Annotated in this window: 17 protein-coding genes; 9 read left to right on the top strand and 8 right to left on the bottom strand. The window is 51.9% G+C overall.

The genetic code is table 11. From position 1 onward, the window contains the following. Position 1: 1 nt before the first annotated feature. Positions 2–1,189 (top strand): tail fiber domain-containing protein, encoded by a 1,188-nt coding sequence (locus tag AAHB90_RS12165; RefSeq protein WP_342085383.1) that lies wholly within the window; start codon positions 2–4, stop codon positions 1,187–1,189. 10 nt (positions 1,190–1,199) lie between these two features. On the opposite strand, the gene AAHB90_RS12160 is transcribed toward AAHB90_RS12165, so the two are convergent. Next, positions 1,200–2,486, bottom strand: a complete 1,287-nt coding sequence (locus AAHB90_RS12160; RefSeq protein WP_342085382.1) for a glycosyltransferase — start codon at positions 2,484–2,486, stop codon at positions 1,200–1,202. A 241-nt stretch (positions 2,487–2,727) separates the two neighbouring features. On the opposite strand from AAHB90_RS12160, the gene AAHB90_RS12155 reads away from it, so the two are divergent. Further along, the gene (locus AAHB90_RS12155; protein WP_342085381.1) at positions 2,728–3,162 is read left to right on the top strand and encodes a hypothetical protein; all 435 of its coding nucleotides are present in this window, start codon (positions 2,728–2,730) and stop codon (positions 3,160–3,162) included. Positions 3,163–3,178: 16 nt separating this feature from the next. On the opposite strand, the gene AAHB90_RS12150 is transcribed toward AAHB90_RS12155, so the two are convergent. Further along, positions 3,179–4,561: a serine hydrolase domain-containing protein gene (locus AAHB90_RS12150; RefSeq protein WP_342085380.1), complete on the bottom strand. Its 1,383-nt coding sequence runs from the start codon at positions 4,559–4,561 to the stop codon at positions 3,179–3,181. Between the two features lie 279 nt (positions 4,562–4,840). On the opposite strand from AAHB90_RS12150, the gene AAHB90_RS12145 reads away from it, so the two are divergent. Continuing rightward, positions 4,841–7,243, top strand: coding sequence for an ABC transporter permease (locus AAHB90_RS12145; protein WP_342085379.1), 2,403 nt, complete (start codon positions 4,841–4,843; stop codon positions 7,241–7,243). A gap of 235 nt (positions 7,244–7,478) precedes the next feature. Next, a complete protein-coding gene (locus AAHB90_RS12140) occupies positions 7,479–7,967 on the top strand; it encodes a response regulator (protein WP_342085377.1) in 489 nt (162 codons plus the stop codon). A gap of 34 nt (positions 7,968–8,001) precedes the next feature. Here AAHB90_RS12140 and AAHB90_RS12135 read toward each other — a convergent pair whose 3' ends face one another. The 3 genes from AAHB90_RS12135 to AAHB90_RS12125 all read right to left on the bottom strand — a co-directional run bounded on the left by AAHB90_RS12135 (position 8,002) and on the right by AAHB90_RS12125 (position 11,486). After that, positions 8,002–8,868, bottom strand: a complete 867-nt coding sequence (locus AAHB90_RS12135) for a phosphoenolpyruvate hydrolase family protein (RefSeq protein WP_342085376.1) — start codon at positions 8,866–8,868, stop codon at positions 8,002–8,004. A 49-nt stretch (positions 8,869–8,917) separates the two neighbouring features. After that, the gene (locus AAHB90_RS12130; protein WP_342085375.1) at positions 8,918–10,144 is read right to left on the bottom strand and encodes a Tm-1-like ATP-binding domain-containing protein; all 1,227 of its coding nucleotides are present in this window, start codon (positions 10,142–10,144) and stop codon (positions 8,918–8,920) included. An 82-nt stretch (positions 10,145–10,226) separates the two neighbouring features. Next, positions 10,227–11,486 carry an Hsp70 family protein gene (locus AAHB90_RS12125; RefSeq protein WP_342085374.1) on the bottom strand — a complete coding sequence of 420 codons (1,260 nt, stop codon included), beginning with the start codon at positions 11,484–11,486 and terminating at the stop codon, positions 10,227–10,229. A 179-nt stretch (positions 11,487–11,665) separates the two neighbouring features. On the opposite strand from AAHB90_RS12125, the gene AAHB90_RS12120 reads away from it, so the two are divergent. From AAHB90_RS12120 to AAHB90_RS12105, 4 genes are all read left to right on the top strand, one after another. Further along, positions 11,666–11,887 (top strand): tautomerase family protein, encoded by a 222-nt coding sequence (locus tag AAHB90_RS12120; RefSeq protein ID WP_342085373.1) that lies wholly within the window; start codon positions 11,666–11,668, stop codon positions 11,885–11,887. Positions 11,888–11,905: 18 nt separating this feature from the next. After that, positions 11,906–12,652 carry an SDR family NAD(P)-dependent oxidoreductase gene (locus AAHB90_RS12115; protein WP_342085372.1) on the top strand — a complete coding sequence of 249 codons (747 nt, stop codon included), beginning with the start codon at positions 11,906–11,908 and terminating at the stop codon, positions 12,650–12,652. Between the two features lie 114 nt (positions 12,653–12,766). Then, complete coding sequence (locus AAHB90_RS12110; protein WP_342085370.1) at positions 12,767–14,650, top strand: PAS domain S-box protein; 1,884 nt, start codon at positions 12,767–12,769, stop codon at positions 14,648–14,650. 9 nt (positions 14,651–14,659) lie between these two features. Then, a complete protein-coding gene (locus tag AAHB90_RS12105) occupies positions 14,660–15,061 on the top strand; it encodes a response regulator (RefSeq protein WP_342085369.1) in 402 nt (133 codons plus the stop codon). Between the two features lie 3 nt (positions 15,062–15,064). Here AAHB90_RS12105 and AAHB90_RS12100 read toward each other — a convergent pair whose 3' ends face one another. Then, a complete protein-coding gene (locus AAHB90_RS12100) occupies positions 15,065–16,393 on the bottom strand; it encodes a rhamnogalacturonidase (RefSeq protein ID WP_342085367.1) in 1,329 nt (442 codons plus the stop codon). 198 nt (positions 16,394–16,591) lie between these two features. Further along, positions 16,592–17,851 carry a hypothetical protein gene (locus AAHB90_RS12095; RefSeq protein ID WP_342085365.1) on the bottom strand — a complete coding sequence of 420 codons (1,260 nt, stop codon included), beginning with the start codon at positions 17,849–17,851 and terminating at the stop codon, positions 16,592–16,594. A 246-nt stretch (positions 17,852–18,097) separates the two neighbouring features. Between AAHB90_RS12095 and AAHB90_RS12090 the strand changes: the two genes are divergently transcribed. After that, entirely contained in the window at positions 18,098–18,226 is a 129-nt protein-coding gene (locus AAHB90_RS12090; RefSeq protein WP_342085363.1) for a hypothetical protein, read from the top strand. A 155-nt stretch (positions 18,227–18,381) separates the two neighbouring features. Here AAHB90_RS12090 and AAHB90_RS12085 read toward each other — a convergent pair whose 3' ends face one another. Then, on the bottom strand, positions 18,382–19,956 hold the full coding sequence (locus AAHB90_RS12085; protein WP_342085361.1) for a glycoside hydrolase family 43 protein: 1,575 nt from the start codon (positions 19,954–19,956) through the stop codon (positions 18,382–18,384). Positions 19,957–20,075 lie beyond the last annotated feature (119 nt).

Genomic DNA, 20,075 nt, shown 5'->3' with positions numbered 1-20,075 from the left:
TATGAATCGGATTGTTATTACTTTCCTTTTTGTTATTGCATCCGTTTATACCCATGCCCAGGTGGGTATCGGTACACTTACGCCCCGTGCCGGATTGCACGTGGCCGATAGCAGCGTCGTTTTCGCCGCTCCCGGGGATGTCGCCGGAGGCAAACCGGTACCCATTGCTGGCGAAGGCCGCCGTATGATGTGGTATGTGGACAAGGCCGCATTCCGCGTAGGATATGTCGGGGGATTTTCAAGTACCTTCTGGAATGCCGCCAACATAGGTGACTATTCATTCGCGGCGGGCCAGCACGTCCGAGCGCAGGGAGCGAGTTCTTTTTCGGCCGGGCTGGGAACGACCGCATCCGGCGAGGCATCGGTTGCGCTGGGAAATTTTGGTACAGCGTCGGCGGATCGGGCGCTGGCATTCAACGGTACTGCCTCGGCGGTGGGGGCCATTGCATTGGGCAGCGGCGCGCAAGCTACCAATGACGACGCACTGGCATTGGGGCCATCATCCATCGCGGGTGGACTCGCTTCGATTGTAATTGGTCCCTCTATTGCTCAGGGTGCATTTGCTATTGCCATTGGCTTGCAAAACAGTGCAAGAGGAAACTTCTCCGTCGCACTCGGCAAAAATGCACGGGTAAGGCACCAGGGGTCTATTGTCATCAGCGATGCGAGCGCATCGTTCAGCAGCGATAGCGCTTACAGTACGACCAACAATCAGCTGACCATGCGTTTTGCAGGCGGAGCACGGGTCTTCACCAATCAGGGACTTACGAGCGGCGTTGAAATTTCCGCTGGCGGAGGATCGTGGAGCGTCGTCAGCGACCGGCGGAAAAAAGAGAATTTCGAAGTATTAAATACTGAAAACATCCTTCAAAAAGTAGCACGGTTGCCACTTACCAGTTGGAACTACAAAAGTCAGCCTGCTACCACCCGGCACATGGGCCCGATGGCGCAGGATTTTTATGCCGCATTCGGCCTGGACGGCATCGGGAACGATACGACGATCAATTCCTCAGACATCGACGGCGTGAACATGGCCGCCATCCAGGCGCTTGAAAAACGTACACGACAGTTACAGGAAGAAAATGATCAGCTGAAAGCCAAATTGGAAGCCATGGACGCAAAAATAGCTTCCATTGAAAAGATGATGATGGGTACGCCCCGGAAAGAGGAAATATCAGCTTCCAGATAATCAGGGGCTTTCAGGCCAGTTCGCCGATGTAGCCGGTAGCCATTTCATTGGCGGGATATTTTCGGAATTCTTCGCTGAGCCGTTGTGCGTGCTGCCGGTATTTATTGTCGGATAGTACGGTCGCAACGGCCCGGCGGATCTGGCTTGCCTTGGGTGTCTCGGTTTTCAGGTCGATGCCGACGCCGTTGAATCCAACGCGCGCAGCAATATCCACCTTCCCTTCATAAACACCCGCTACCACAATCGGCAGCTTGTGTTGCAGGGCCAACATCACGCCTCCGTAGCCCCCGTTCGTCACGTATACGCTCACGTAGGGCATAACGGCGTCGTAGTCGATGAAATCTTCTATGAGAAAATGGCGCTGTGGATAGCGCTGGCGCAGTGCCGCAGTACCGGAACCACCGGTGGTGACGATCACCATAGTGTCAGGGTCATTTTCATAAGCTTCCAATGTAGGGACAATGATTTTCTCGACATCCCGCTCAAATGTGCCCTGCGTGGCTAGAATGACCCTTTTGTACTTCATAGTCTGCCCAGCTTGCTCAAATGATGCCTTACCCTTCGATTTGTTGGGCAAAAGCGGTCCGACAAACCGGACATTAGGGCTCAGTTTTCTGTGCGGGTAATCAAAGCCTGGCACTCCGCTCTGAAGGTACAGATTTGCATTCCGGAATACCGCGTCGAACATAAAGCCAGACTCCTGTGGCAGGCCGTATTTGGCACGAAGTTCGTTGAACAATACACTGCAAGGCTTCATAATGATATTGAACTGAAAATGAATCTTGGCCCGTTTCGCCCAACGCGTCACCGACCTTGTAATGGCATTCCGGCCGGGATCGTCTGACGGCAGGTTCGACTCGCTTTCGAACAATGGGAGCACGCCCACTGCCACGCCTTTTATCGCCAGCAACTCCTGCACGAACAATGCACCCAGACAGGCCAGATCATAGACGATTAGGTCAAACGGCCACTCATCGTGGACTTTCAACAGGTCGTCGACATACCCAGGAATAGGGCTGAGGAAGGTATGCTTCACGTCGAACCGGGCGCGGGCAATAGGGTTTTTGATTTTTTTCCGTTCGGGGAATAGCTCGTCCATATTCTCCTGGTTGATCACAGGCGCGTTTACACACGGGTAATGAACAAGCCCCAGTTTGGTAACGCGTGCGCCGTAATGGCCGCCCACGTACCAGCGTACGTCATGCCCGAGCTGTTTGAGGTGAGCGGCCAGGCCGGTAAGCGGGCTGAAATGCCCGTCGAAGGGAACGGTTGCAAATAGTATACGTTGAATTTTCATGGCTAATAGTATTCGTTTTGATGGGACAAAAGTAGCCGTGGCTGCTCCCCATGCCTACCTTCAATCAGATGAACTGTAAAATGAAGGGCATGAAACGACTTTTATGCATAAGTAAGCGCAGAAAATCCTTTTGAAATGGATTAGAAAAAAAATCAAACCCTTTGATTCTGTCAAAATATTTATAATATTTCTGAGAACGTTCATGCGTTTGAAAAACTCCCCTCTAACAGCACCCGTAAATATGAATTTGAATGAAGTCCGGGCCGAACTGGTCACGAAAACCGAGCGTAAAATCCAGGAAATGAAGGCGAGAAGCATTGTTCTGCCCGAGCGGCGGGCGGATATGTGCGAGCTTTGCGACCAGCTTTCACAGGAAATTTATGATTTTGCAGTAAATACCACCCTCCAGATCGCCGACCGCCACCATTTCCGGGGCCAGGCTGCCAACCTTCTGGATGAGCTTCACGAAGACATTCACGCCCTTACCAATGGCGTACTGGACATCGTCGTTGCGGCGTCTCCATCGCAGGGCCCGGGCGCCGGCCATTCCCAAAGTGTTCAACCCACAGCGCGGAAGCACCGCACGGTCCATACGACGCCCAAATTTTTCCAGGTCGTTTATAGCTGGTTTAAAAGCTTGCGGGGATATAAACAACCCGAGGCTACCTGCTGCTAGTTTTTCGGGAATGTCCTTAACGTGCGACCTGGTCGAGCATGGAGCGAACAATTTTGTTATCCGGATCCTTCCGGATCGCTTGCTGCGCATATAAAACTGCGAGATCGGTTTTACCCTGCTGCTTATACGCTTCGGCAATGAACTGACAGGCGATGGCGTAATCCTTGTCCTGCAAATCCAGGAGAAGGCCAAGCGTAAATACCTTGATGGCATCGTCAATGCGGTTTCGGCGCAAGAGGAACTTGCCGGTATTGACCAGGTCGCCAATCTCGAACGACAAGTCGTAGACCTCTTTTTTCTGCTCACGGGCAGTGCGGTAAAATGCGACGCCCGCGTCAAAATCGGCTAGCATTTCCTCGCGCAATTCGAGGTATAACGAACGTTTCGGGACGGTGTAAGGCTTATTGTCCAGAATAGAGAGAATCGCGGATGTAAGCTGCCGGACTTTGAAATTCTGGTTGTTGGTCATCAGAATCACGAACCGGTCGTTTTTCAGATCATGCGTGGTCAGTGCTTCGTAGTTAAAATTGGAGCCGTGGTGCTGGTGCCAGACCAGTTCGCCGTTTTCGAATTTCGCTTCGCCTAGGCTGCTTTCGCCTTCTCCGAAATGCTGCGAAAGTTGCTGCACGGAAGCTTTGCCGACGAGCTTGTAACTGTCGACAGCGGACATAAAACGGAGAAGGTCCTCCGTCGTCAGACGGGGCCATCCCCTGGTGGTTTCACGGGGCTTTTCGTTGACAAATTTGTTGTTAAAAGCGATCGCCATCGTAGTATCGTCCACGGGAAGGTCCATCACGGTACGCTTCATTTCCAGCGGTTTCAGGATATTTTTCTCGACAAATGCATTGTATTTCAAACCGGAAACCTTCTCTACGATCCGCTGTTGCAGATATACATTGGAGTAGCTGTATATGTACGACTTCCCGGGTGCATTAGTAAGGCGTTTCAGCGCCAGAAGTTCATTCCGGACATCCTCGTCGGTGTTGGCAGGACTTGCGGGCAGCCCGCTGGTGTAATTGAGCAGGTGGGCGATCTGAATGCTGTCGGCCCAGGCAGGAAGTTCGGGCAGGTATTTGTGTACAGGGTCGGTTACGGACAGCTTTCCTTTTTCGGCAAGAAGCATGATCGATATGCCGTTGAATTCCTTGGCAATAGAGCCGATATCGAATCGCTTTTGCGGGGTAAGCGGGTTTTGCTTGCTGCCATCTGCGAACCCGACAGCGGCTTTGTAAATGGTTTGGCCTTTGCTGACAACCATAACATTTCCATTGAAAACACCGATACGGTATGCAGCCTGCATCAGGGAGTCGATTCGTTTGGGAAGCGGGTCGGTTTGAGCTTGGAGCGTGTTGGTTAGGAGGTTAGAGAAAAGAATGATCGCAAGGAGTTTGTTTTTCATAGAATATGGCTGATTAGATACAGGAAATCAGTCAAGTATCATGCCAATTTTATAAGTCTCTGATATTGAGATTGTTTGTTAGTAGCTTCGATGTCCGGAAGCGAACGGATCTGTTCGTTTTCAACTCGTGGACGTCGTGCAGCGACGGACGGCGGCGTCCGATTTCGGACAGGTTATTTTAGGTAAGTTTTTGATTATCAATACACTATTAAGATGGCATGCATTTGTTGCTGCTTCTTGGACCAACATTGCCTCACCACGGCTCCAAATGCAAATACCATGTTCAAAAACTATCTGAAAATAGCGTTCCGGAATCTGACTAAGTATAAGGCTTTCAGTTTCATCAACATCTCCGGCGTATCACTCGGGCTGACCTGCTTTTTGCTGCTCGCCTTGTATGTGAAGGATGAACTGGCTTACGACCGGTTTCATGAACATGCTGACCGTATTTACAGGTTGAACCGGACATTTCTGGCCAACGACGGCACGGAATCGCTTCGTCTAGGACATGCGGCGCCACCGTTCGGCCCGCTGGTGAAGCAGGATTTCCCGCAGGTGGAGCAGGTTGTACGATTGCTGGAAACAGGGGCTTTGGTAAAGTATGGTGAAAGCCGCTTTTCAGAGGAGCAGATGTTTGCCGCGGAAGCAAACATCTTCAAGGTTTTTACTTTTAAAATAGATCGTGGAAACCCCGACAAAGCACTCGAAAACCCTTTTTCGATCATGTTTTCCAGACCTATGGCGGAGAAATATTTCGGGAAGGAGGACCCGATCGGGAAAGTGGTGAGGCTGGATAATCAGTTCGACTATACGGTAACCGGTGTTTTTGAGCCGCTTCCGCCACAGTCGCACTTCCACCCTAATTTCCTGGTTTCTTTCTCGACGCTCAACGACAACCGCGTTTATGGGGCCGAGGGGCTTCGTACCAACTGGGCTAACAACTCGTTCTCGACCTTCCTGCTTTTGCCGAAACATTACGACGCTCAGAAACTGGCAGCTTCTTTCCCTGCATTCCAGAATAAGCATATCGGTCCCAATACTTCGAAATATTCGGTGCTCACGCTTACTAAACTTACCGACATTCACCTGCGTTCTCATCTGGATTCAGAAATCGAGGGCAATGGGGACATTCAGTATGTGTACCTGTTTTCGGCGATCGCGATCTTTATTTTACTGATTGCCTGCATTAATTACATGAACCTGGCAACGGCGAAATCCGCTACCCGCGCAAAGGAAGTTGGAATGCGGAAGGTCATAGGCGCGGTACGTTCCCAGCTCATCAACCAGTTCCTGAGCGAATCGGTGGTGCTGGTTGTTATTTCTGTATTAATAGCGTTCGTCGCAGTGGTACTATGCCTGCCACTGTTCAATAATTTTACGCAAAAACAACTTTCTATTTCAGCATTGCTGGACCCGTCGTTTCTTGTGGTCCTGCTGGGTATTACCATTTTTACAGGGCTTGTCGCGGGCAGCTATCCGGCATTTTTCATGACCGGTTTTCAGCCTATCGCAGTTTTAAAGGGCAAAATAGCTTCCGCGCTGAAAAACGGGAAATTGCGTCAAACACTCGTGGTGGCACAATTTGCCATTGCTGTCACGCTGATCATCAGCACGACGGTCGTCTACAACCAAATGCGTTACATCCAGAATTACAAGTTGGGGTATGCGAAGGATCAGGTGATCACATTCGGAATGCCTGACGATTCGACGATAGATGCCGAGGCGATCCGGCAGCGTTTCAAGGAGCATGCGGGTGTACGGGAAGTGGGCCGTTCGTCGCGCATTCCGTCGGGCCGCTTGCTTGATTCCTGGGAGGCCTACGTTATGAAAGGCGATTCGATGGCACCTACGGAAATCAGTATCAAGTCGCTTTCGGTGGATGAGGATTTTATCCCGGCTTATCAGATCCGGATGGCGGCGGGCCGTAACTTTTCCCGTCAGCATCCAACAGACCGCACCAACGGGTTCATACTTAATGCGACGGCCGCGCGTTTGCTCGGCTGGAAAAACGCGGAGGAAGCGATTGGCAACCGTTTTGGTTACGGCGAGGTGCGGGGACAGATCATTGGTGTTACCGAGGACTACCATTTCGAATCGCTCCACCAGAAAGTGGCGCCCATCGTCATGTTTTATCAGCCGGGCCACCTCGGAAACGTGTCGGTACAGGTTGCGGGCAAGAATATCCAGGGCGCGATCGCCCACATCGGTTCGGTATGGCAGGAGCGTTTCCCGGATGTGCCGTTCCAGTATGAGTTTCTCGACCAGCGTTTTGGCAAACTTTACGCGCGTGAACAAACCCAGCAACTATTGTTCGGCATATTCGCAGGTATTGCCATTCTCATTTCATGCATGGGACTGCTAGGCCTCTCGATGTTTATGGCCGAACTCCGGACGAAAGAAATCGGCGTTCGAAAAGTGCTGGGCGCTTCGGTACCGAGTATTGTGGGGCTGCTTTCGAAGGATTTTCTCAAACCTGTCCTTGTTGCCATTCTCATAGCATCGCCCATCGCCTGGTACGGTATGAAAAACTGGTTGCAGGACTTCGCCTACCACACCGACATCAGGTGGTGGGTATTCCTGCTGGCCGGTGCCTTGTCGGTTGCCATTGCATTGGTGACCGTTAGCTTCCAGAGTATCCGGGCCGCGTTTATGAATCCGGTCAGGAGTTTAAGAAGCGAGTAGTAGCTGGGAAATTGCTTCAAGTACTACCGCCTTCCCTGTTGCCGGTATGGCCGTGTACGGCGGTAGTCCACTACTACAACCCGACGCCGCCGTTTCCCCAGCATTGTAGAATAATAGCCCCGGGCCGCCGACCACGAACCGGCGGCCTGAGTTGTGTAAAAGCGGCTTGTTTCATGGCATAGTATTTAGATATACCAGCGAATTATACATTGGAAATTCGTAACGTTTTTCTTCCATGGAGCCTTACCCAAACCCGCAACACAAAGACCCGGCCAGAGAGCAGAGCAATGGACAACTGATTTTTCTGGCAGAGGACGACCCTGACGATATCTACCTGTTTGAACGTGCGATGAAGGAACTCCAAACAAAGCATGCCTTGAGCGTGTTCAGAAACGGCCAGGAACTGTTCGATGCCCTGAGGGTATCCAAACCCTCGGAGCCGGACATTGTCTTTCTCGATATTAACATGCCGGTTCAAAACGGCCTGGAATGTCTGTCCAATATCCGTAAGTATTATTCGAAAGTGCTGCCCGTATTTCTCTTCTCGACCGCCCAGGACCGCCTTACAGTAGAAGACGCCCGCAAGCTTGGGGCAACGGGTTATTTGTCAAAACCAAGTTCCATGGAAGACCTGAGTAGCCTGCTTTCCAGTGTGCTGGCGATCAACTGGTGTACACGCTCCGCCAATGATTTTTACGTGCATTTGCAGCTTGCCGACACCTGATTGTGAAATTTCGGATATCCTTCCCCGACCGACATCACCCATTCCCCAACGTTAGCCTCTTAAAATCCTGCGTGAGCTCGGTGAGCGATTGCTCTATGCCCATGCGCTCCAGGGAAGATGCGCCCACAAAGCCATGGATGTCGCTTTTTGACAGCACTTCGCGGACATCGGAGGGCGTATTGACGGGCCCGCCATGCGCGAGGACGAACACATTCGGGTTAACGTTCCGTGCCGCATCGCCGATGAGCTGAGTGCGTTCAATGGCCTCGTCCATGCTGCATGTGGCGTCCACCACACCGATTGAACCGCCTACCGTTGTGCCGACGTGCGCAATAATGGCGTCCGCGCCCACTTCCGCCATCTGGCGTGCTTCCTCGGGCGTAGCCACATAAACGATCGAGAAGAGGTCCATCATCGTAGCCAGCCGGATCATCTCCACCTCTTTGGCAAAACCCATCCCGGTTTCTTCCAGTACCTGCCTGAAATGCCCGTCCACAATGCTGTGGGTAGGAAAATTATTGACGCCAGAAAAGCCCATTTCCTTTACTTTTAGCAAATGATGCCACATTCTGCGCCGGGGGTCGGAGCCGTGTACACCGCATATCACGGGTATTTCTTCCACCACAGGCAGTACCTCGAACTCGCCTATTTCCATAGCTACCGCGTTGGCGTCACCATAGGCCATCAGGCCGGCCGTAGAGCCGTGCCCCGCCATGCGGAAGCGCCCCGAGTTATAGATGATGATGAGGTCGGCACCGCCTTTTTCGATGAATTTGGCACTGATACCGGTACCGGCGCCGGCTGCAATGATGGCTTTGCCCTGATCTATAGTCGCTTGCAGGCGGTCTCTTACTTCCTGTTTCGTATAGGGATTTCCCTTACCTGTCCATGGGTTAGGCATAGTGTTTCGGTTTGGTTATGATAATGATATACTGATTAAAATTTCTCTACTATTTCTTAGGCATGAAACCCAGCAGTGTTTCTACCAGTAAATGGGCGAATGCGGGGTCATTGATAGGCATATCGGCCTCGATTACGGGCACATTAGGGGATGCATTCGCGCGGATGGCGGCAAATAATGCTTCGTCGGCATCCGGATTATGGAAGATACCACCTTCGGAAGCAATCTGCGAAATGCCTTTTAAAGGAAGCACAATGGCCGCTGGCATTGGTGAGCGGCTAACCTTGCCCGCGAGGCGTTCACCCAGGATCGCGTTCTCGTACTCGTCCGTACGCATGAGCGTCACGTCGGGCGCCCAGCTGTACAGGTGCCTGCCCGCGAATGCGTGCGGGACGGTATCGGGGTGGCCAAAGTTGACCATATCCAGACAGCCCGGTACCACCACTTGAGGAATCCCCATTTCCGCGGCGGCGGTGAGCCTTTCCGGGCCAGCGCTGCAAATGCCGCCACACAAATCGTCGGCGAGCTCGGTGGTGGTAATGTCGAGTACGGCGTCAAAGCAGCCCTCCCGGATGAGCGATTCCATGGTTTTTCCGCCCGCGCCAGTTGCATGAAAGGCAAGCACTTCATAACCGGCAGCGGTAAGGAGCTCGGTGCATTTGTCGACGCATGGTGTGGTGTTCCCAAACATGCTGATCGCAATGGTTCTCGTTTTGTCGTCGTGATCTGTGGTCTCGACGTTGGCCATCGCACACACGGCAGAGGCTGCGTGCGCTACCAGCTGTTTTAAGATGTGGTTCATCCCCGCCACGTCTACCACCGAGGGGATCAGCATAATGTCCTTGTCGCCAATCTGCCGTGAGAGGTCTTTTGTGGCTAATGTGGTGAGGCAAACCTTTGGAACGCCGAGTGGGATGCTTTGCATGGCGGAAAGAGCGATGTAAGTGCCGCCCCCGCCGCCCATTCCGACTACCGCCTTGATTTTCCCTTCACCATACAACTGTGAAACCAGCCGGAATGCGCCCTGGCCCATGACATCGATGGCCTTCCCCCGGTCGCGGTCGCGGCGGAGGTCGGTCAAATCGTGCCCGGCTGCCGCTGCGACGGCCCCGGCTTCAAAATCGACCGGGAATGCGCTGGTGGTGCCGAAAACGCCCGTGTTAATGGTGATCGCGGTTTCCCCAAGTGCCACAATGCAATCCCGCAGGTAGGAAAACACATCGCCCTTGGTATCAAAACAGCCGAGTATTAAAATGCTTTTATCCGAAATAGACATAATGCAAGTATAACCAGATATCGGTATCCAATGCAAACGCGGAGTCATATTCCAAAGTCAAACCAACTCGCCCGCCTGTTGGTTAGGAGAACCGGCTGCGGGCGTCGTAAGCCAAGCCCAGTCCGACGCTCGACAGTTTATTCTCTTCCGACCATTCGGCCGCCGGGAACAGCTCACGAAAGCGTTCCTGGATCAGCGGGATTTCGGTGGAACCTCCGGTCATGATCACCAGGCTGATGGCTTCGGGCCCGATGCCCGCGCTTTGAAGGCATTGTTTGGCCGCGTCGATGATACGCTGCGTCTTGGTGCCGATGGCCTCATTGAACACTTCGCGTTCGACGTTGATCTGCAAATTTTCGTCAATAAATGGCAGGGAAGCCACGTAGGCGTCGTTTTGCGTAAGGCCGATCTTGATATTTTCAGTTTCGGCAAGCACGGCGTGACCGCTTTCCTGTTCGAGGACGTTGATCAGCCGACCGTATTTTTCGGGCGAATGCGTTTCGCGTAGGAGCTGCTTGGCCTGGAATATCGTTCTGTTGGTATACAAAAAATTAACCTTGCTCCATTCCGACAGGTCGAAATAATGGTAGGAGGGGACTTCCAGGTTCTTGGCCCCGTAAGTTGTGCGGAAACCCAGCTCGGGCATCATGCGTGCTAGGCTGAGGTCCTTGTCGAAGTCGTTGCCACCGAGGCGCACGCCGGTATTGGCCAGGATATCGCTGCTGCGGTCGTGTTTGCGGGCATTGTCCTTGGAAAGGCGGATGATCGTAAAATCGGAAGTTCCGCCGCCCAGATCTACGACAAGAGCGAGCTTTTCGCCGGTTACCCGCGCCTCGTGGGCAAATGCAGCCGCAATGGGCTCAAACTGGAAGCCAACGTGCTCGAATCCAAGGCTTTTAGCGATCGCTTTCAATTCATTTTCCGCGCGCTCGTCGGCAGCAGTATCGTTATCGATAAAATGCACCGGCCGGCCCATTACCACATGTTTCAGCCCGGTACCGCAGTCGGCTTCCGCCTTGCGCTTCATCTGGTCCAGGAAAGCGGCTACGATCTGATCGAATTTCATCAGTTCGCCGTTCACCATCGTGCCCTGGCGCATGGCGGGCGTGCCCAGTACGCGTTTTAAGCTTCGCATTAATCTGCCCGGATGGCGGCTCAGGAAGCGTTCCATGGCTGCGCGGCCGAAGAATGCCTCGTTATCCTTTCGTGCGAAAAACATCGCGCTGGGGATTGTCTTATGCTCGTTTTCAACCGGAATCAGGAAAACGTCGTCTTGGTTTGCTATTGCGAGGCTGGAATTGGAGGTGCCGAAATCGATGCCGCAGAAAACAGGAGTTGTCATGGTATTGGAAAATTGGGCGCGCAATTTCCCACTATTTGCCCGGCAATGCAAATCGCGTTTGCAATACTTGTGATGTAGGTCACGTAATGCCCTGCCCGGAACTGAGTTCCTTTGTAATGTCAAAACAGGATAACGGATTGACATATAACGTATTGATAGCCATTTTAAAGACAGAAATCATGCCATACGTACAAATTGAGGTAACCCATGAAGGGGTTACCCGCCAGCAAAAACAAGAACTCATTGCCGGAGTGACGCAGCTGATCACCGACGTCCTCGATAAAGATCCCCACCTGACGCACGTCGTGATCCGTGAAGTGGAACTGGACGACTGGGGTTATGCGGGGGAACAGGTATCGGTACTCCGTGAAAAAGGCATTACAGCAACAAGAAAACAATAACAGACCTGACATATCATCATGAAAACGCAAACGATCATTGTAACCGGTGCTTCCACCGGCATTGGGAAAGCAGTAGCAAGCTTGTTCCTGGAACACGGCCATAATGTGGTCATCAATTCGGCCAACGAAGACAACCTGGCGGCAACGTATAACGAACTGGGTAACCACGACCGGCTCGTTATGGTAACGGGCGATATCAGCAAAAAAGCTACGGGCCAGTTACTGGTCGACACGGCGGTAAGTAAATTCGGCGGGGTCGATGTACTGGTAAACAACGCAGGGGTGTTTGAGCCGCGCGGTTTTCTCGAAGTAGACGAGGAGCATCTGGACTATTTTCTGGACATCAACCTGAAAGGGACCTATTTCACGAGCCAGTCGGCGATCAGACAGATGTTGCAGCAAGGCGAAGGGGCGATCATTAACATAGGTACTGTGCTGGTCGATCACGCGATTGGCGGTTTCCCTGCCACCGCGCCCATTTCGAGCAAAGGGGGCATTCACGCATTGACCCGCCAGCTTGCCGCGGAATTTGGCAAGAACAATATCCGTGTCAACGCCATCGCACCGGGCATTATCCGCAGCCCGCTTCAGGCGAAAACGGGCATTAGCGACGCCGACAGCCTAGCAGGCCTGCACCTGGTTGACCGTATCGGAGAAACAGAGGACGTTGCACAGCTCGCATTGTACCTGGCTGGCAGCAATTTTATCACCGGCGAGGTGATCAATCTTGATGGTGGGCACGTTGCGGGGCACCATATTGGTTAACAACCATGGATGTGAATGTAATTCAGGCATGCTGGCTTTGCTCCGGCATGCCTGATTTTTTTGGCACGAAATTTGCTATGTCTTCACCTGATTTGAATTATACCTTACCCATTCATGCACCTAAACTCCGACCTGATTTTCCGCAACCTTCCCGAAGGTATTTTTATGTTGGACAAAGCGGGCAGAATAACGACTTGTAATGCAGCCGCAAGCGCCATCACGGGTTATGAAGATACCGAAATAGAAACAAAGCCATTTTATACGATTGGCGACGGCCAGGACGATCCCATTAAATACCGGCATGAGCTGGCCCTGGTGCAGAAAAAGAAGAGGCTGGTGGTGGAAGGCTGGAAGCTGAGGAAAGACAGCACCAGGTATTGGGCAGAAACGTCCTATTCTGCCGTTTTTGACGAATCGGAACGGCTCACCGGTTACTGCGTACTGCTGCGCGACATCACCGAACAAAAGAAAAAGCAGCTTGATCTCCTCGAAAGCGAAGAGCGCTACCGGCTGATGGTCGAAGCGATAAGAGATTATTCGATATTCATGCTGGACCCGGATGGCTATGTCGTTACCTGGAACGACGGCGGAACATTCATTCACGGCTACACCGAAAGCGAAATTCTGGGCAAACATTTTTCGGTGTTCTACCCGTCCGCCGACCTGCTCGAAGATAAGCCTAAAAAGAAGTTGCAGATTGCCCGCGACAGCGGTTCGTACCGCGAGGAAGGATGGCGGGTTAAAAAGGATGGTTCCTTGTTTTGGGCAAGCGTTGTCCTAACGGCGTTATTCAACGACCGGAATCAGCTTGTCGGGTATTCAAAAGTAACCCGTGACCTGACCCAACGGTTGAAAGACGAAGAATTCCTGCGGCAGAGCGAAGCCCGCTACCGCTCGCTGGTGGAGCAGGTCGGCGACTATGGGATATTCATGCTCGATACGAAAGGCCGTATCGTCAGCTGGAACGAAGGGGCCAGACGCATCAAAGGTTACAGCGCCGATGAAGTGATCGGAAAGTACTTCTCCATTTTTTACCCGGAAGAGGATATTCTGAACGGCAAGCCTGCTTGGGAGCTGAAAATCGCCCGGTCGACGGGAAAGTATGAAGAGGAAGGCTGGCGTTTGCGGAAAGACGGCACCCGTTTTTGGGCAAATATCGTCATTACCGCAACATATGACGCCGAGGGCCGGCTGAGTGGCTTTTCCAAAGTGACCCGCGACCTTACGGAGCGTAAAATGAGCGAGCAGGCCTTACAGGACAGTTCTGACAAGTACCGGCAGCTGGCAGAAGAACTTTCGGTTACCAACAGCGAGCTGTCTTCCGTAAACCGGGAGTTGGAGCAATTTACAGCCATCGTTTCCCACGATTTAAAAGAACCCCTGCGGACGGTACGGAGCTTTTTGCAACTGATGGATCGCCACCTTGACCAGCAGAGGTTTGACCTCATGAAGCCGAGCATTGGAAAAGGCATCCTGGCGGCCCAGCGCATGCACGATCTTATCGATAACCTGCTGCATTATTCCCAGATTAGTAAAATAGGGTTGCAACGCCAGAAACTGAAAGTCGGGGATGTGATCGGTGAGGCGATCCAGAACCTGAATGACGCGGTCGAGCAGTCGGGCGCGCAGATTCGTGTGAATAGCGACGTGCCATTTATCTACGGCGACCGTGTACAGTTGGTACAGCTTTTTCAAAACCTGCTCGCGAATGCCCTGAAATTTACCAACGGGAGCAAACCGGAAGTAGTAGTGAAGTCCTGGATGGAAAACGGCAGCGTGCGGTTTGTGGTGGAGGATAACGGTATCGGTATTTCACCAGATAATCTGGAAAAGATATTCGAGATTTTCAGGAGGCTGCATTTTGCGAATCAATATGCCGGGAATGGCGTCGGCCTGGCTGTTTGTAAGAAGGTCGTCGAGCGGCATCGGGGCAAAATCTGGGCCGAATCGGTGCCGGGAAGCGGCGCCAGTTTTCATATTGTTTTACCCAAGATATAAGTCCGGAGTATGAGAACATTCAGACTTGCCATTGTTGAAAATGATGAAGACGAGCGTTTCTTTATGTCCGAAGCGTTCAGGGCTTCCGGGGAATTCGAAATACTCGGGGAATTCGGGAACGGCGACCAGCTGACCGAATGGCTGCACGGCTCGCCGCGGGTGCTTCCCGAACTTGTTCTGTCGGATCTGAATATGCCCGGCAAAAACGGCTATGACATTATCGATGAGCTAAAAGCGACTTATCCGGATATTGCCGTTTTCGCGACCTCGACTTCTTCCGTCATGTCCACGCGCGAGAAGTGCGTACGCGCAGGCGCAAAGGACTTTATCGCCAAGCCCGATATATTCATCGCCTACGATTCCTTCGTTACCGAGTTTTACGAGCTGGCTTGCCAGCACCTGGGCGGTTAATCGCTATTGGATGATCTTATTATTGACTTTCACGTTCGTGAGCTCAAAGCCGTCGACCACAGATTTATCGTAGGCGGCGTTTTTTGCCGTAATATCGAGGTTTTCAAAATTGAACTTCGATAATTTGTCGTATTCACCCGGGCTCACGTCGAAAAATACCTCACATTTCAGTTTGATGTTTTTCAGACTGATATGGTCGGAGTAGGAGAGCGGGACGTCCTTTCTGCCTTTCAGGTCGAAGAACTGTTTCCAGGGTTTTACATAAATGAGGCTGTAAGCGTTACCATCCACGTTTTCAACACTTATAAATTCGTATTTCTGAGGGGTATCCGGGCGCATTTTCAACCAGAGGACCCGCATGGCGTTCTCGATATGACAGTTCCGCATCACGACATTTTTGTTGTGAATTGCCTCGCTACCACACGTTAGCGCCGCGTGGCAAAAGCCGAAGCGGGTGTCCTCGATGATGATATTGGTGTTGGCACCGTTACCGGGGTCCTGATCGGCATAGGGGCCTTTTCCGCCTTTCAGCGCGATCGCATCGTCGTTCACAGCGAGGTAGCAGCCTTTCACGAGCACGTTATTGCACACATCGAGGTCGATGGCATCCGTACTCGGTGCCTTAACGGGCTCGTGGGGCGCGGTGATTCTTACATTCAGAATTTTGATGTTGTTGCACTGATAATAATGGCTCGTCCAGAACCCCGAGTTTTGCAGCGTCACATCCTGGACCTGCACGTCGTTGCTTTTCCAGATGAAAACCAGCCGCGGGCGCGACACTTCCAGATTGGTACAATTCGGATTTTCCTTGCGTCGCTGCCAGAACGCCTTCCAGTAATTGAGCCCGTTGCCGTCGATCGTTCCCTTACCCGAAATCGAAAAGCCGTTCACGCCGTAGGCATTCACCAATGCAGGGAAATAATCCAGGTTTTGTCCTTCCATGCGGGACGGCATGATCGGATAATCGGCGATCTTGTCGGACCCTTTCAATACGGCGCCTTCTGCCAGGTAAAGGTGTGTTTTGGGTTTGAAAAACAATGCCCCACTGAGAAAAGTACCTTTCGGGACAACTATGACCCCTCCGCCCTGTGCACTCGCCTGGTCGATTACCCGCTGGATTTGGACGGTCTGAACAATATTGCTATCCGTAGAGATGCCGTGCCGGGTGATCACATACTGCTTGCCCAAGTTTTTTAGAACAATTTTGGATGTATCTGAAAACCAGGAAGGTATTTTCGTTCCGTCGGGAAAATCAGGCGATTTTCCGGATTGAGCACAAGCAACCGCTGCAAGTAGTTGTAGCTGAAAGAAAAGAAAGCAGTACTTTTTCATACCCCCTTGAAGGCGCGCCCCGCCTTCTTTTACTCTCCTTTGAATGTGGGAAAATCAAAACCGCTGTCCGCCCGATTCGATCGCCACCATGGATTGTTCTTAAAGATCCCGAAAGCCGAAAAAAACCGCCGGTAATCCAGCGGCCGTCCGGCAGTTTTTAAAAGGAAAGTATTATATGTTTAGTACTTTTTAAAAGTGTTATTTAAACCCGAAAATCAGCGGGAAGAGGAAGATAACAATAGCACTCCATATGCTGTACAGCGGAAGGAAAACCGTCAGCGACGCGCCAACTGCCGGCAGACCCGTCTTTTTGCTTAGTACTGCGAAAAGTTTGAGCCCTACATAAAACAAATGGGCGAGCATCAGCACATTGGCGCCCAGTACCGCGGCGCGGTTCGGCGTCAGCCCCCATTCCGAAATCCGGAAGAGAACCGCCGACAATGCAATGCTATTCACCAGCAGTGTTACCGCCGATAGCAGGAAGAGCAATACAATCTGAGCACGATTACCGCCCGATTGGTCGGTTTCGGCTATCGAAAAGAATATCAGGGCCATTACACCAACCAGCAGGCCATTGAAAAGTACCAGGAACTCACGGTCGTGATAAGGACTTTTGCCGGCAACAAGTGTGGCAACGAGGTACACGACCAGCATAACCAATGCCACAGGGCTGAACAGTTTTGCAATAATCGGTGGTATCTTGCTCACGAGCGTCGGCTGCACCCGGGTGATGAATGTGGCGACAATGGGTACGGCAGCAAGTCCGCATATGACGATATATTTAAAGTAGAATTCCTGAATATTCCAGCCGATCAGTCCGAAAAGCCCGATGGTGATGGCGGTAGTCAGGCCGCCTGACAATACGAGTAGTCCCGACATCACGACAAGCTCGCCGGTGTAGCGAAGGAATTCCAGCCAGTTTGCACCGTTTCTCCACTTGCCACCGTTGTACGCCGCACCCACCAGCGACCACAACCACAGCGGCAGGTGAATGCACGACAGGATCAGCGTGTCGCTCTTTTCATTTTGGGGGAGCCAATTGATATACACGGCCGACGCTGCCAGAAGCAGGATTACTATACCCCGTGTTTTCCACGAAATCGCATTTTTCCAGGCAAAATAGGCCATGAGTACCGGCGCGACGATGAAGCCGATGTTGCGGGGATAGAAAAAGTCGTCGCTGATCGAAAACATTTCGGGCAACTTGGCGATCAGCGCGGCGAATAGCGAAGCGGCGACCACAAAGGTACGCTCGGCGGGGGTGCCCCACCCTGTGGTGCCCAGGGAAAGGTCGTCCTGGCTGAAATTAAGCCGCTGGTACCATCCTTCCGCAAGCAGATTGCCGGGTAATTCGGGGTATAATGCATTAAAAGCGGCTTTAAAGCCCGGTTTGTTGCCCCGATACAACCTTTCCAGTTGGCGGGCATTGTTTTGATTCAACAGGATTTCTTCGCGCATACAACAAGAATTGAAAGTTGTGACTAGCTTTTTTCAGTGGTGATCGGGTGTTATTTGTGGTGTTAAAAAGTACTTTGTATTTCAAAGTTAAAAATGAATTCAATTTCTGCAATGCGGTCGGGGTAAATTTTTTTCAATATTCCGATTTTTGGCCGTTTACTAAATTGGATAACCGGTTAATTGATAACACTTTAATACCAGGCCCGGTCGTTTTTAATTTGTGTTGAAAATTAAATCGATACAAAAATGGAATGGACGATAAGCATGTGGGCAGGACTGGTCCAGCTCGGGATTGCGGTAACAATTGCCGGCATAGGCATCAGGATCGTACTCGAACTGCGGAAGGCCGAAATAGCCGACCACGCCTCCAAGTAGGCAGAACCCGTCGAACTTGAACTGACATTGGGGCGGGAGCCCTTTTAAGACGCTGAATACGTAAGTAAGGTCTGTAAGCCAAAGTGCTTACGGGCCTTATTTTTTTATTCTACTCCTGAACGTCTGCGAAGTAACGGTTGGTTTTTACCGTGCGTTTAATCATACTTCATTTCAACCGCTTTGATTTCGCTTTTCCCATTCTGCATACCCGTCACGCTGATACCCACTCTCGGTGCCCGGTCCCAGCGGGGCAGCCAGGGGGCTTCCAATTGCACAGAACTGGTCAGCGAGTCGATTTTCTGGCCTTTTACAGCCCAGCTGAATTCGTAGAAGCGGCCGTAGCGGCTTCGCAGTTCCAGCCGGATGTTCCGGTATTTATCAGGAATGTCCTGCGTGTTGAGGATTTCCCGTTTGCCGTCCTTCACTTGCCATAGCTCCACGCGGTTCTGGCCCGCACCATAGCCTATGGCGTTTTGCGCATCCCCGTACAGGACAATATTCTGGAAAAGATCGTCTTTGATCACGAACTCCGTCGCAAAGGTATAGCTGCCATTTTTAATAGTGTGACCCAGAAAGTTGCCCGTCGCGGCCGGATTCTCGCATTTGATTTCCAAAGCTGCCGCCCGGATATTAAAATTAGGCTTCGGCTGACTGGCGTCGAACACCCAGGGCAATCGCAGCGTATCACGCTCATAGTTAACTAAAAAGCTGAAACCCTGTTGCGGTACGGTCCCCGCACCGGTAGGCGACTCGGCCTGCGCGGGCGTTGTCTTACCATATCTGAATGCCGGCCAGCGGGTAGTTTCGTCCCAAACCAGCTCGCTCAGCACACCCTGCCGGCCGGCGAATGTGAAGTCGATGCCGTTATAAGCGTGGTGGAGGTAAAAATAGCGGCGATCGGGTGTTACTACCACGGTACCATGGCCGGGGCATTTCCACGCATTATCCCCAAAAAGCACGGGGTTTCCTGCATATTTGATCCAGGGGCCTTGTAGCTTTTCGGCCCTTGCCAGTCCCACCTGGTAGTCACAACGGTCGCCGCAGCAGGCATTGCCGGAATAGAGCATATACCAATAGTTGCCTCTTTTAAATATAGCCTGCCCCTCGGCCCCGCCGGCTTCCCAACCTGTGGGATCAGCTTTGATGAGGCTAAATTCCTTTCCGGTCACTTTCAGGCCATCCGCCGACAACTCGGCGCCAAGCAGCTCAATGCTGCGGTCTTTGTCCAGGCCATAGGCTTTCCAGGTAATGAACAGTTTTCCCTTATCCTCTATCACAAAAGCGTCGATGGCCTCTTTGGTCCACTCGATGATTATGCCGTGGTCTTTGAATCCCTTTGTGATATCCTTTGTACTGGCTACTCCGATCACCGATTGCTTGTCGGATTTCCGTCGTGCGGTATAATAAACGTAAAATGTACCGTTCCGGAAAAACAGCTCCGGCGCCCAGTAGCTTCCCATTGTCCATTTGGGTAGTTCGGTGAAAACCGGACCGACATATTCCCAGTTCACAAGGTCTTTGGAACTATAAATAGGATAGGCGGGCCCCCATTCCGAAGAAGTTCCGGCCGCATAGTACGTATCGCCCACGCGGATGACGGAGGGATCTGCAAAGTCACCCGCAATGACGGGATTCCGGTACGTGACTACCCGCGTGGGGGAGGGCTTCTGGGCTATGACCTGAGCTGCAAAGAACCACATAAAAAGGAGTAAGCCAGGCAGCAATTTCATGATGGCATGGATTGGTGAAGATGCGAATAAAGGGATTTATTTCCGGATAAGAAACCTGCCGAAGGGCAAAGAAGTAGCAGATGCTTCATGCAAATGTTGATATGATGCGGAATAATTGA

The sequence above is a fragment of the Dyadobacter sp. OTU695 genome, from assembly GCF_038440355.1.
GTDB lineage: Bacteria > Bacteroidota > Bacteroidia > Cytophagales > Spirosomataceae > Dyadobacter.
This window is presented reverse-complemented; position numbering and strand designations above follow the sequence as displayed.

What these genes read in the sequence shown, in the direction of transcription:
- AAHB90_RS12120 (WP_342085373.1), top strand. Translation starts at nt 11,666, where the DNA reads ATGCCATACGTACAAATTGAGGTAACCCATGAAGGGGTTACCCGCCAG.
- AAHB90_RS12085 (WP_342085361.1), bottom strand. Translation starts at nt 19,956, where the DNA reads ATGAAATTGCTGCCTGGCTTACTCCTTTTTATGTGGTTCTTTGCAGCT.
- AAHB90_RS12155 (WP_342085381.1), top strand. Translation starts at nt 2,728, where the DNA reads ATGAATTTGAATGAAGTCCGGGCCGAACTGGTCACGAAAACCGAGCGT.
- AAHB90_RS12145 (WP_342085379.1), top strand. Translation starts at nt 4,841, where the DNA reads ATGTTCAAAAACTATCTGAAAATAGCGTTCCGGAATCTGACTAAGTAT.
- AAHB90_RS12150 (WP_342085380.1), bottom strand. Translation starts at nt 4,561, where the DNA reads ATGAAAAACAAACTCCTTGCGATCATTCTTTTCTCTAACCTCCTAACC.
- AAHB90_RS12095 (WP_342085365.1), bottom strand. Translation starts at nt 17,851, where the DNA reads ATGCGCGAAGAAATCCTGTTGAATCAAAACAATGCCCGCCAACTGGAA.
- AAHB90_RS12110 (WP_342085370.1), top strand. Translation starts at nt 12,767, where the DNA reads ATGCACCTAAACTCCGACCTGATTTTCCGCAACCTTCCCGAAGGTATT.
- AAHB90_RS12140 (WP_342085377.1), top strand. Translation starts at nt 7,479, where the DNA reads ATGGAGCCTTACCCAAACCCGCAACACAAAGACCCGGCCAGAGAGCAG.
- AAHB90_RS12130 (WP_342085375.1), bottom strand. Translation starts at nt 10,144, where the DNA reads ATGTCTATTTCGGATAAAAGCATTTTAATACTCGGCTGTTTTGATACC.
- AAHB90_RS12090 (WP_342085363.1), top strand. Translation starts at nt 18,098, where the DNA reads ATGGAATGGACGATAAGCATGTGGGCAGGACTGGTCCAGCTCGGGATT.
- AAHB90_RS12135 (WP_342085376.1), bottom strand. Translation starts at nt 8,868, where the DNA reads ATGCCTAACCCATGGACAGGTAAGGGAAATCCCTATACGAAACAGGAA.
- AAHB90_RS12115 (WP_342085372.1), top strand. Translation starts at nt 11,906, where the DNA reads ATGAAAACGCAAACGATCATTGTAACCGGTGCTTCCACCGGCATTGGG.
- AAHB90_RS12160 (WP_342085382.1), bottom strand. Translation starts at nt 2,486, where the DNA reads ATGAAAATTCAACGTATACTATTTGCAACCGTTCCCTTCGACGGGCAT.
- AAHB90_RS12165 (WP_342085383.1), top strand. Translation starts at nt 2, where the DNA reads ATGAATCGGATTGTTATTACTTTCCTTTTTGTTATTGCATCCGTTTAT.
- AAHB90_RS12100 (WP_342085367.1), bottom strand. Translation starts at nt 16,393, where the DNA reads ATGAAAAAGTACTGCTTTCTTTTCTTTCAGCTACAACTACTTGCAGCG.
- AAHB90_RS12105 (WP_342085369.1), top strand. Translation starts at nt 14,660, where the DNA reads ATGAGAACATTCAGACTTGCCATTGTTGAAAATGATGAAGACGAGCGT.
- AAHB90_RS12125 (WP_342085374.1), bottom strand. Translation starts at nt 11,486, where the DNA reads ATGACAACTCCTGTTTTCTGCGGCATCGATTTCGGCACCTCCAATTCC.